Origin of the sequence: Serratia sp. NPDC087055, assembly GCF_044900985.1 — a bacterium.
Classification (GTDB): Bacteria; Pseudomonadota; Gammaproteobacteria; order Enterobacterales; family Enterobacteriaceae; genus Serratia.
Map to the genome: position 1 here is coordinate 1,936,967 of NZ_JBJDOG010000001.1, position 12,518 is coordinate 1,949,484.

Sequence of the window (12,518 nt, forward strand, 5' to 3'; positions counted from 1 at the left end):
AACCGGGGGCGTATTATCCGGTATCCCCTGCCCAATTGGAATTGATTAAAAGCAAAAAAAGCGTTTTTTACGCAACCGTTTTCCCTCGCCAAGGTTCAAATCACCGCCAATCCGTATTTGCGCATATCAAAATCAAAAAATGAGATTTAAGTAACCCGCCCTTTTGCTGATAGCTTTAAAACACTTCTCGATAATTTACTCATTAAACCTAACTTTTAGTTATAAGGAGTGGCAATGCGCGTTATATCACTGGCCGGCAGTCCTCGTATCCCATCACGATCAGCGGCACTGCTTTCCCTGAGTAAAAGTTGGTTACAACAGCAAGGCGTGGAAGTGATCGCCTACACCCTGCACGACTTTGACGCCGAAGATTTGCTGTATGCCAACTTTAACAGCCCCGCAATCAAAGCCTTCACTGAGCAACTGGCGCAGGCTGATGGCCTGCTGGTCTCTACGCCAGTGTATAAAGCATCATTTTCCGGGGCGCTGAAAACACTGCTGGACCTGCTGCCCGAACGCGCGCTGGACCATAAGGTGGTATTGCCCCTAGCCACCGGCGGTTCCATTGGCCATATGTTGGCAGTGGATTACGCCTTAAAACCCGTGCTGGCGGCATTGAAAGCTCAGGAGGTGTTGCACGGGGTGTTTGCCGATGACAGCCAGATCGTGCTGGACGGTGAAAAGGTCACCCTGTCCGAGAACCTGGCAGCCCGATTGGAGGAGGCCTTGGAAAGCTTTTATCTGGCCCTCGGTCGCCGTAAACCCCCAAGGGTAAAGATCTCCCCGACCCTGCTTGCACGCCAAACCGCCTGACAGCACAGCATATAAGGAAATACGCATGAAACGACTTTCTTCTCTGGGACGTTGGCTGGGTACCAGCGCATTGGCAGGCATTATCTCACTGGCGTGGATCAATACGGCCAACGCTCAGGATCCGGCACAATTCCGCATCGGCTACCAAAAAGGATCGATTAGCCTGGTATTGGCTAAGTCCCACAACCTGTTGGAACAACGGTTTCCCCATACCAAAATCAGTTGGATCGAATTCCCCGCCGGTCCGCAAATGCTCGAAGCGCTGAACGTGGGCAGCATCGATTTAGGCAGTACGGGGGATATTCCACCGATATTCGCCCAGGCCGCCGGTGCAGACCTGCTGTATGTCGGTGTGGAACCACCAAAGCCCAAGGCGGAGGTGATCCTGGTGCCGGAAAACAGCCCAATCAAAACCGTCGCGGATCTGAAGGGCCGCAAAGTCGCTTTTCAGAAGGGTTCCAGCTCCCACAATTTGCTGTTGCGCTCACTACAAAAAGCAGGGCTGAAATTCACCGATATTCAGCCTATCTATCTGACCCCTGCTGATGCCCGCGCCGCCTTCCAACAAGGTAACGTCGATGCCTGGACCATTTGGGATCCGTACTATTCCGCTGCCTTGTTGCAGGGTGGCGTGCGAGTACTGGGTGACGGTACCGACCTTAATCAAACCGGATCGTTCTACCTTGCCGTGCGCCCTTATGCCGAAGCTAACGGGCCGTTCATTCAACACGTGCTCGATGTACTGACACAGGCCGATGCACTGACCCGCAGCGATCGGGCGCAAAGCGTCACACTGTTGGCAAACGCGATGGGCCTGCCGGAGAAAGTGATCTCCGCCTATCTGGATCACCGCCCGCCAACGTCGATTAAGCATTTGGACGCACACACCATTGCCGCTCAGCAGCAAACTGCCGATCTGTTTTATGCCAATCATTTGGTGCCCGTGAAAGTCGACATTTCTCAGCGCATCTGGCACCCAAGCGCACAATAATTTAGGAGAACCTACAATGAGCCTGAACGTATTCTGGTTTTTACCCACTCATGGTGACGGCCACTATCTGGGCAGTACTGAAGGTGCCCGCAGTGTCGATTACGGCTATTTACAGCAAATCGCCCAAGCAGCTGACCGACTGGGTTTCGGTGGTGTATTGATCCCGACCGGCCGTTCATGCGAGGACTCTTGGCTGGTGGCAGCGTCACTGATCCCGGTCACTCAACGGTTGAAGTTCCTGGTGGCGTTACGACCCGGCATCATTTCACCCACGCTGGCAGCGCGTCAGGCTGCGACGCTGGATCGCCTCTCCAATGGCCGTGCACTCTTTAACCTGGTTACCGGCGGCGATCCTGAGGAATTGGCGGCGGAGGGCCTGCATTTAAATCACGAAGAGCGTTATGAGGCCTCCGCAGAGTTCACCCACGTCTGGCGCAAGGTGCTGGAAGGCGAAACCGTCGATTTCAACGGTAAACATATTCAGGTGAAGGGCGCAAAACTGCTGTACCCACCGGTACAACAGCCACGCCCACCGCTCTATTTTGGCGGTTCTTCCGCCGCCGCGCAGGATCTGGCAGCCGAGCAGGTTGAAATGTACCTCACCTGGGGTGAGCCTCCGGCGCAGGTTAAAGAAAAGATCGCCGAGGTGCGTGCCAAAGCGGCAGCCAAAGGCCGCAAGGTCCGTTTTGGTATACGCCTGCACGTGATCGTACGTGAAACCACAGAAGAAGCCTGGCGGGCCGCCGATCGGTTAATCGCCAATCTCGATGAGAAGACGATTGCCGACGCACAGAAGGCTTTTGCCCGATTTGACTCCGTTGGACAACAACGCATGGCGGCATTGCACGGCGGCAAGAAAGACCATCTGGAGATCAGTCCCAATCTGTGGGCCGGCGTTGGCCTGGTGCGCGGCGGAGCCGGTACCGCACTGGTTGGTGATGGTCCGACGGTGGCGGCACGTATGCAGGAATATGCTGACCTGGGTATCGATACCTTTATCTTGTCCGGTTATCCCCATTTGGAAGAAGCCTACCGCGTAGGTGAACTGCTGTTCCCCCATCTTGACCTGGTTGAAAACGAAGCGCCCACTCAACGCCGACCGGTCAAAGCGCAGGGAGAAGTGGTGGCCAATATCTATATTCCGCAAAAAGCGTCGCAAAGCTGAGGAGCCGCACTATGGCAAACGGCACACAACGTATCTTGCATCGTCTCGCCCCTTGGGCATTGCCGATAGCGCTGGTGGTTATCTGGCAAATCTCCGTTGAGGCGGGCTGGCTGTCGAACCGCATTCTGCCGGCACCAAGCGCCGTCGTTACCGCCTTTTGGACGCTGACCAAAAGCGGTGAGCTGTGGCAACACCTGACAATCAGCAGCTGGCGTGCACTGATCGGCTTTAGCATCGGCGGCAGCATTGGGCTTGTGCTGGGTTTTATTACCGGCCTGTCACGCTGGGGCGAACGCCTGCTGGACAGTTCCGTGCAGATGATCCGCAACGTGCCGCATTTGGCGCTGATCCCGCTGGTGATTTTGTGGTTTGGCATCGATGAGTCCGCCAAGATCTTTCTGGTCGCGTTGGGCACCCTCTTCCCTATCTATCTCAACACTTATCACGGCATCAAGAATATCGATCGCGGCCTGCTTGAAATGGCGCGCAGCTATGGCCTGAGCGGTTTCCAGTTATTTACCCAGGTGGTTTTACCGGGTGCTCTGCCTTCGATCATGGTCGGCGTTCGTTTCGCCTTAGGTTTTATGTGGCTCACGCTGATCGTGGCGGAAACCATTTCAGCCAACTCGGGGATCGGCTATCTGGCGATGAATGCCCGTGAATTCTTACAGACAGATGTCGTGGTGGTCGCCATTGTGCTGTATGCCTTACTCGGCAAGTTGGCTGACGTCAGTGCACAACTGCTGGAACGCGTCTGGTTACGCTGGCATCCGGCCTACCAACTGAAACAAGGAGAAGCGCTATGACGGCTCCCGCCCGTATTCCCCAAGGTACCCCGGTCACGCTGGAGTCCATTGCCAAGCGCTACGGCAACCGCACGGTGCTAGAAAATATTCAGTTGCGCATCAGCGCTGGCCAGTTTGTCGCCGTCGTCGGTCGCAGTGGCTGCGGAAAAAGCACGCTGTTACGTCTGATGGCCGGGCTGGAGAAAGCCACCAGCGGCACATTGCTGAGCGGTAATGCACCGCTCGCCAGCGCCAGAGAGGATACACGTCTGATGTTTCAGGATGCGCGCCTGCTGCCTTGGAAAAAGGTGATCGACAACGTCGGACTCGGGTTACGGGGCCAGTGGCGAGAAGACGCGTTACACGCATTGAACGCAGTGGGATTAGCCGATCGCGCCAATGAGTGGCCCGCGGCACTGTCCGGCGGCCAAAAACAGCGGGTGGCTTTAGCACGTGCGCTGATCCACCGTCCACGCCTGTTGCTGTTGGATGAACCTTTGGGGGCCTTGGATGCGTTAACGCGGATTGAAATGCAGGGGCTGATCGAAGGGCTATGGCAACAGCATGGTTTCACCGTGCTATTGGTGACGCATGATGTCAGTGAGGCCATTGCGCTGGCAGATCGGGTGATTTTAATTGAGGAAGGACGCATCGGGTTGGATTTGACCATTGATCTGCCGCGACCACGCCGAAAAGGATCGCGTAAATTGGCAGAACTGGAGGCCGAAGTGTTGGACAGAGTGCTGTCTCCGCCCTCAACGTTGGCTGAAACTTCACGACGTATCGCGAATTAGACAAGAGACGGCATTAGACCATGCCGTCCCTTTGTCCTTTTACCGTTACGCGTCGAGTGCTTTACTGATCTTCTCGAACAGGTCGCCGGACAGGTTCTCAAGCCCTTTCAACTGTTCAAGCGCTTTACGCATCAGCGCCTGACGCGAAGCATCATAGCGCTTCAGACGGATCAGCGGCTCGATCAAACGGGCAGCAATTTGTGGGTTCCGCTGGTTCAAATCACTGAGGATCTCGGCCAGGAACTGATAACCGCTGCCGTCTGCGGCATGGAATGCCGCCGGATTCGCTGAAGCAAATCCGCCGATCAACGAGCGAGTGCGGTTTGGGTTGCTCAGGCTGAATGAGCGGTGTTTCAGCAAGCTGCGCACGTTGGACAGCACGTCTGCCGCAGGGCTGGTTGCCTGCAGAACAAACCATTTGTCCATCACCAGACCATCCTGGTGCCAACGCTCATCAAATGCCGTTAACAACGCGTCACGGCATGGCAACTGCGCGGCCACCGCGGCAGCCAACGCCGCCAGAGAATCGGTCATGTTGTCCGCCTGACGGTATTGCTCCGACACCAAACGATCGGCTAGCACTTCGTCGCCAAAGGCCAGATACCCCAGGCACACATTGCGCAGGGAGCGTTTGGCAATATCCGCGTGTTCCACCCGATAACCGTCGGTTTTGTTGGCGTTATACACCGCCAGCCACTCATCGGCCATTTCCTTCGCCAGGCAACGGACGATCGCTTCATGTACCGCGGCAATGGCTTCAGGATCGATGGTAGCGAACAGTTCGGCCATTTCGCTTTCAGAAGGCAATGTCAGGATCTGCGCGGCCAGCGCAGGATCCAGAGCCTCATCCAGCAACACCGCGCGGAAAGCATCAGCAACGTGCAGCGGCAGCGACAACGGCTGTTTCTGCTGGTGTCTCGCCACATTCAGCTTGATGTAGGTAGCCAGCAAGCTCTGTGCCGCATCCCAACGCGCAAAGTCATTACGGGCGTGCTGCATCAGGAAGGTCAGTTGCTGATCGCTGTACGGGTAATCCAGCTTCACCGGCGCCGAGAACTCACGCAATAAAGACGGCACAGGTTGGTGTGCGACACCGTCAAACACAAAGGTTTGTTCGGCTTCGGTGATGTTCAATACGTTATTGATCGCCGAACCGTCTTTCTGCAGAGCAATGACATTGCCTTCTGCATCGTACAATTCGATATCCAGTGGAATATGCAGCGGCAACTTCTCTGGTTGATCCGCAGTCGGTTCCGTTTTTTGGCTGACATGCAGGCGGTACTGTTGATGTTCGGCATCGTATTCGTCGCGCACGGTCAGCTGCGGCGTACCGGACTGGCTGTACCAACGTCGGAACAACGACAGATCAACGTTGGACGCGTCTTCCATTGCCTGAACAAAATCATCACAGGTAGCCGCACTGCCATCATGACGTTCGAAATACAGCTGGATGCCTTTCTGGAATTGCTCTTCACCCAACAGCGTATGCATCATGCGGATCACTTCAGATCCTTTCTCATACACGGTTAAGGTGTAGAAGTTGTTCATTTCGATAACTTTGTCCGGGCGAATGGCGTGCGCCATCGGACTGGCGTCTTCCGCAAATTGCGCGCCGCGCATAACACGCACGTTATCGATACGGTTTACCGGACGTGACCCCAAATCTGAACTGAACTCCTGATCGCGGAATACCGTCAGCCCTTCTTTCAAGCTGAGCTGGAACCAATCGCGGCAGGTCACGCGGTTGCCAGTCCAGTTATGGAAGTATTCGTGGCCAATCACCGCTTCGATATTCAAGTAATCTTTGTCGGTCGCGGTTTCCGCTTTCGCCAGCACATATTTGGAGTTAAAAATATTTAACCCTTTGTTCTCCATCGCCCCCATGTTGAAGAAGTCGACGGCAACGATCATATAAATGTCGAGATCGTATTCCAGCCCAAAACGGGTTTCATCCCATTTCATCGAGTTCTTCAAAGAGGTCATCGCCCAATCGGCGCGATCCAGGTTGCCACGATCAACAAACAGCTCCAACGCAACTTCACGTCCCGAACGGGTCGTGAAGCTGTCCCGCAGTACGTCAAAATCACCGGCAACCAATGCAAACAGATAACAAGGTTTTGGGAACGGATCTTGCCACTGCACCCAGTGACGGCCATCTTCCAGTTCACCCTGCCCAACGCGGTTACCGTTTGACAACAGGAACGGATAACGCGCCTTGTCGGCCACGATACGCGTGGTAAAGCGGGCAAGCACGTCTGGGCGATCGAGGTAATACGTAATGTGGCGGAAACCTTCTGCCTCGCATTGCGTACACAGCGCGTCACCAGACAGATACAGCCCTTCCAGCGCGGTGTTTTTCGCCGGGTGGATATCGTTGACGATGGTCATGGTAAATTGTGCTGGCAGATTCTCGATAACCAGTTTGTTATCCTGTAACTGATAGGCAGTCCACGGCTGACCGTCGATCTCAATACTCACCAGCGTCAGATCTTCACCGTTGAGTGCCAATGGCGCGTCAGCAGCACCTTGGCGCTTAATCTTGCTGACTGCGGTTACGCGAGTTGTCTCTGCATCCAGCTCAAAATCCAGGTCAATATCAGTGATGGTATAATCTGGCGCGCGATAATCGTGGCGATACTTCGCCTGTGGCTGTTGTGTCATAAAAACCCTTTGACGTCTCAGTGAGTTACAGGTGCCAGGCTTTCATCATGCGTTTATTTCGCCATGGGGAAAAAACAGAAATTTCGATGAGCCTGATTGTAAATAAACTGTATCACAGCTACAAAAAAAACCCAGACATGCCAAGGCACCAGAGCAGAGAAATCGGAGGTGGATCCTGGTATTATCGACGAATCCCCCTGCCAGTCAGGCTCCTGCACCTAATGGAACATCAAAATCAGCATTTAATGCTAAAAACCCGTGTGGTGTTCATCACGTGCTCAGGTTCTGTTCTTTGATTAAAAAGTTCATTTGTCTCAGCGAGTAGGGCAACCAGCCACTCCCCTGTGGCCCCTACTCGACAGCCATTCCTGCCGGGTATAGATAAGACAGCCTGCGAGCCACAATGGTATAATTGCCCCAACTGGCTCAAGGACGCGCGGCGCACATGAAAGTAAAATATCTGATCTATTTTTTTACCTTTGCCCTGATGTCCTCATTCGCCCTGTTTATTTCCGATGAACTGGTTGAGGCTGAGACCGGTTATCACGACAACCAACTGAACCTGTACAAGATTACCCGCACCAAAGAGATTTCAGAGGCTTTTCAGGCCACGCTGTTAGCGCACCGTTTAAAGCGTTTAAGTCTGATAAACCCGCACATTACCCCAGCGCAGTGGATGAACGCCGATCGCGTGGCGCGTGAAAAAATCGCCCGTTTTCAACCACACCTGAACAGCGAGATATCACAGCAGCTTGGTATACGACAGAAAATCGCGGCACTTTCCATGCTCAATCTGATGGAGCAATTGTTGAATAATGACAACCTGCAGCTTTCGCAGGTTACCGATGCCAACGCCAATCTGTTCAACATCAATAGCGCCTACTATATTTCCCAAGCCAGTAAGAGCTATTACCGCTACACCTACGACACCCGCATGGTTGATGCCGACGCCTTCCTCTTTCTGGAAGCCGTACGCCTGAATAATCGGCTAAATATGTCCGTGACTGAATTGATCGACCAGGTTATTGACGTCAATACCAACCAACTCGCACGTAAAGACGCTTATCTGAAAGCCATTCAGCTCACCGGGGTATTGAATGCGTTAAGTACCCGGCTAATTTTTGTCAAGCTGACCTATAACGACCTGCAAACCACATTTTTAGTGAATGCGATCCTTGAACAATTGTCAGTAAAACGAATCAGCCGTATCACCGAAGGGCTGTATACCGCCGTGGATACGAACACGAACTACCCCGCCGATGATATCTACCAGTACGTTAATAACCTGAGCGATCTCTCACAACAGCTTTATCAGCGTAGTTTCGAAATGGAAATCGCCGCATCACAGCATAAGATCTATGACAGCCAGACGGCGATTTACGGCATGATTTCCTTAGGTGGGCTGATCACCCTGTTTATTTTCCTACCGACGCTGGTTTATTGTTCAAATATCAGCCGCTGGCTGACGAAAACACATAACAATATTTTGCGCTTATCACGCGGTAATATGAATATCGATCGCAATGAAGTGTTTTACGGTCAAGAGCTGATGGCCATCAGCGATGCCATTAAACAGCTTAAACAGTATCAGATGGAAAAGGTGACACTGGAAAATGAAAAGCACCTGCTGATCAAGGAGCTGGAAGCTTCCTCATATCTTGATCCGTTAACCAATATTTATAATCGCCGTAAGTTTTTTCTCGAGTGTGAATCTCTGGCGGCCAATAGTTACCCACTGGCCTTCTGTCTGATTGATATTGATAACTTCAAAAACCTCAACGACAATTTTGGTCATCACGTTGGCGACCTTGTACTGGTGGCGTTCGGCAAGTTATTACAAAAGACTTTCCGCTCCAGCGACATTTTCTGCCGTTATGGCGGTGAAGAATTCGCCGTAATCTTGAGTAATTGTACGCTGGAAAATGCGCGTGAAGTCATGTCAACGCTACGCGAGCTGACTCACCAACTCACCCTGACATTAGCCAATGGGCAAGAAGTCCGTTTCACCACCAGTTGCGGCATTGCGCAGGTGTGTGACATTCGGCTGTTGCCGACGGCGATCAAACAGGCAGATGAAGCCCTCTATTTCTGCAAGAATAACGGCAAAGACCGGGTTGGCATTCATACACCAACCGGTTTTATCTGAATTGTTGTTTAAAATAATTAACATTATAATTTTTATGACTAATTAGGCTAAGTCATTCACCTTACAGGTGAATCTGGCTTTTCTGCCTGTGTCCTGACGGCAAGCCAGCATAAAGGCACGTTTAATCCTCGACCCGCTCCAATGAATTGTGGTGTGATGCAGCTTCAATAACAGGATAATCCGGGTATACTCCCCCCACTTTTTTATGATTATCCGGATTTGGACACGCGCCTGACGAGGATGCAGTAACGCGCTATGACTCAATACGCCTCCCCGATTTTGACATCACTGCTTGATACTGATGCCTACAAGCTTCATATGCAGCAAGCAGTGTTTCACCGCTATCCCGCTATCAGCGTGGCGGCGGAATTCCGCTGCCGTGGTGATGAGCTGCTTGGCGAATATGCCGACGAAATCCGTGCGCAGGTCGCACTGATGAGCCAGTTGGCACTGACAGACGCTGAATTCACCTATCTATCAGGGCTCCCATTCTTCCGTGAGGATTACCTGAGCTGGTTGCGCGAGTTCCGTTACGATCCGCAACAGGTTCAGATCGAGAATCGCGCCGGAAAGCTGCATATTCGCATTGCCGGTCCTTGGCGCGAAGTGATCATGTGGGAAGTTCCGTTACTGGCCGTCATCAGCGAAGTGGTGCACCGTCATCGCTCGCCAGATGTCACACCGGACATGGCGGTCGCCCATTTGCGCAGCAAACTGGCGCAGTTTAAAGCCATGAGTGCTGACGTGGATATTTCACGCTTCAAACTGATGGACTTCGGTACCCGCCGCCGCTTCTCGCAGGCCGTGCAGCAATCCATCGTCAGTACACTCAAAGACGAATTCCCGTATCTGGTCGGCACCAGCAATTACGATCTTGCACACCAGCTTGATCTGGCACCTGTGGGTACTCAAGCCCATGAGTGGTTCCAGGCGCACCAGCAGATCAGCCCGGTGTTGGCGAACAGCCAGCGAGCAGCATTGCAAGCCTGGTTGGATGAATATCCGGACCAGCTCGGCATCGCACTGACCGACTGTATTACTATGGATGCCTTCCTGCGTGATTTCGGTCTGCAATTCGCCCAACGCTATCAGGGACTGCGTCACGACTCAGGTGACCCGTTCGAATGGGGTGAGAAAGCCATCGCGCATTACCAGACACTGGGTATTGACCCGATGAGCAAAACGCTGGTGTTCTCTGATAACCTGGATTTGGACAAAGCATTGGCGCTCTACCGGCACTTTTACCAACGCGTCAACCTGGTGTTCGGCATCGGCACGCGCCTGACCTGCGATATTCCCGGCGTAAAACCGCTGAACATCGTGATTAAGCTCGTAGAATGTAAAGGCAAGCCGGTGGCGAAACTTTCCGATAGCCCAGGCAAAACCATCTGCCAGGATCAAGCCTTTGTGAAAGCCTTACGTAAGGCGTTCGACCTGCCGCTGGTGAAAAAAGCGAGCTAAGCGCCCCTCCTGCGAACGCTAAAAAGCCGGCTGAATTTCCTTCGCCGGCTTTTTCTTCTTTATAAGACACTTTTCCTTGCTCCCTTTTCGCGCTTCCCCAAGAAATGTTGCACCAATCCGGCGATTTCTGCTTGTGCTCTGCACCGCGGCAAGTAACATAGCAACATCCCCATATTCTTGGGTTGTAAGCTATTTCTAAACCAAATAATTAAAGAGAGAAATCTATGAGCGTAGTGCCTGTAGTCGACGTACTGCAAGGCCGTGCTGCGGTTGACAGTGAAGTCACCGTGCGCGGTTGGGTGCGTACCCGGAGAGATTCTAAAGCTGGTATCTCCTTCCTGGCCGTCTATGACGGTTCCTGCTTTGATCCGTTACAGGCCGTCGTTAATAATTCTCTGCCGAATTATCAGGATGAAGTGCTGCATCTGACCACGGGCTGTTCGATTGAAGTCACAGGTAAAGTGGTGGCCTCTCCGGGTGAAGGCCAGAGTTTCGAGCTGCAGGCCACCGCGATTAACGTCGTTGGCTGGGTTGACGATCCGGACACCTATCCGATGGCGGCTAAACGCCACAGCATCGAATACCTGCGCGAGGTCGCTCACCTTCGTCCACGTACCAACCTGATTGGTGCCGTTGCCCGCGTGCGCCATACACTGGCACAGGCCATTCACCGTTTCTATCATGAGAATGGCTTTTTCTGGGTTTCCACACCGCTGATCACCGCGTCCGATACCGAAGGCGCCGGCGAAATGTTCCGCGTTTCAACGCTGGATCTGGAAAACCTGCCGCGTACTGACAAAGGGGCTGTCGATTTCAGCCAGGACTTTTTCGGTAAAGAAGCGTTCCTGACCGTGTCCGGCCAGTTGAACGGCGAAACCTACGCCTGTGCGCTGTCCAAGATTTACACGTTCGGCCCAACCTTCCGCGCTGAGAACTCCAACACCAGCCGCCATCTGGCAGAGTTTTGGATGATCGAACCAGAAGTGGCGTTTGCAGACTTGGAAGACATCGCCGAGCTGGCAGAAAAAATGCTGAAGTATGTGTTCCAGGCGGTGTTAAACGAACGCATGGATGACATGCAGTTCTTCGCCGAGCGCGTAGACAAAGATGCAATTGATCGCCTGCAGCGTTTTGTTTCTTCCGATTTCGCTCAGGTAGATTACACCGAAGCCGTGGAAATCCTGATCGCATCAGGCCAGACGTTCGAAAACCCGGTTTCCTGGGGTATCGACCTGTCTTCCGAGCATGAACGTTACCTGGCAGAGAAACACTTCAAAGCACCGGTTGTGGTGAAAAACTACCCGAAAGACATCAAAGCGTTCTACATGCGCATGAACGAAGATGGCAAAACCGTTGCAGCAATGGACGTGCTGGCCCCAGGCATTGGTGAAATCATTGGCGGCGCACAGCGTGAAGAACGTTTGGACGTGCTGGATCAACGTCTGGAAGCTATGGGCCTGAATAAAGAAGATTACTGGTGGTATCGTGACCTGCGTCGTTACGGCACCGTACCGCATGCTGGCTTCGGTTTGGGCTTTGAACGTTTAATCGCCTATGTGACCGGTGTACAAAACGTGCGTGATGTTATTCCATTCCCACGTACGCCACGTAATGCAAGCTTTTAATTAATCAGATAATCCATTTTTTAATTAATTTAGTTACAAAACCAAGGCCAGCTTTGCTGGCCTTTCGCATTTTTTAA

Annotated in this window: 9 protein-coding genes; 8 read left to right on the plus strand and 1 reads right to left on the minus strand. The window is 52.9% G+C overall.

Annotated features, from left to right (window positions below):
* The first annotated feature begins 234 nt into the window (after positions 1-234).
* From ssuE to ssuB, 5 genes are read left to right on the plus strand one after another with little or no spacing between them, the layout of a single operon-like run.
* Complete coding sequence (gene ssuE, locus ACI2J2_RS09300) at positions 235-813, plus strand: NADPH-dependent FMN reductase (RefSeq protein WP_404759929.1); 579 nt, start codon at positions 235-237, stop codon at positions 811-813.
* Between the two features lie 25 nt (positions 814-838).
* Positions 839-1,804 carry a sulfonate ABC transporter substrate-binding protein gene (locus tag ACI2J2_RS09305; RefSeq protein WP_404759930.1) on the plus strand — a complete coding sequence of 322 codons (966 nt, stop codon included), beginning with the start codon at positions 839-841 and terminating at the stop codon, positions 1,802-1,804.
* A gap of 16 nt (positions 1,805-1,820) precedes the next feature.
* Positions 1,821-2,969: an FMNH2-dependent alkanesulfonate monooxygenase gene (ssuD, locus tag ACI2J2_RS09310; RefSeq protein WP_404759931.1), complete on the plus strand. Its 1,149-nt coding sequence runs from the start codon at positions 1,821-1,823 to the stop codon at positions 2,967-2,969.
* 11 nt (positions 2,970-2,980) lie between these two features.
* Positions 2,981-3,775 (plus strand): aliphatic sulfonate ABC transporter permease SsuC, encoded by a 795-nt coding sequence (gene ssuC, locus ACI2J2_RS09315; protein ID WP_404759932.1) that lies wholly within the window; start codon positions 2,981-2,983, stop codon positions 3,773-3,775.
* On the plus strand, positions 3,772-4,548 hold the full coding sequence (ssuB, locus tag ACI2J2_RS09320; protein WP_404759933.1) for an aliphatic sulfonates ABC transporter ATP-binding protein: 777 nt from the start codon (positions 3,772-3,774) through the stop codon (positions 4,546-4,548). Before ssuC ends, ssuB begins: the two co-directional genes overlap by 4 nt.
* Before the next feature lie 45 nt (positions 4,549-4,593).
* Here the strand turns inward: ssuB and pepN are convergent, their stop codons facing one another.
* The gene (pepN, locus tag ACI2J2_RS09325; RefSeq protein WP_209632584.1) at positions 4,594-7,209 is read right to left on the minus strand and encodes an aminopeptidase N; all 2,616 of its coding nucleotides are present in this window, start codon (positions 7,207-7,209) and stop codon (positions 4,594-4,596) included.
* Between the two features lie 445 nt (positions 7,210-7,654).
* Between pepN and ACI2J2_RS09330 the strand changes: the two genes are divergently transcribed.
* The 3 genes from ACI2J2_RS09330 (at position 7,655) to asnS (ending at position 12,441) form a co-directional block, all read left to right on the plus strand.
* Entirely contained in the window at positions 7,655-9,355 is a 1,701-nt protein-coding gene (locus tag ACI2J2_RS09330; RefSeq protein WP_404759934.1) for a diguanylate cyclase domain-containing protein, read from the plus strand.
* 255 nt (positions 9,356-9,610) lie between these two features.
* On the plus strand, positions 9,611-10,816 hold the full coding sequence (gene pncB, locus ACI2J2_RS09335; RefSeq protein WP_209632582.1) for a nicotinate phosphoribosyltransferase: 1,206 nt from the start codon (positions 9,611-9,613) through the stop codon (positions 10,814-10,816).
* Between the two features lie 224 nt (positions 10,817-11,040).
* Positions 11,041-12,441: an asparagine--tRNA ligase gene (gene asnS, locus ACI2J2_RS09340; protein WP_209632581.1), complete on the plus strand. Its 1,401-nt coding sequence runs from the start codon at positions 11,041-11,043 to the stop codon at positions 12,439-12,441.
* The last annotated feature ends 77 nt before the right edge of the window (positions 12,442-12,518 follow it).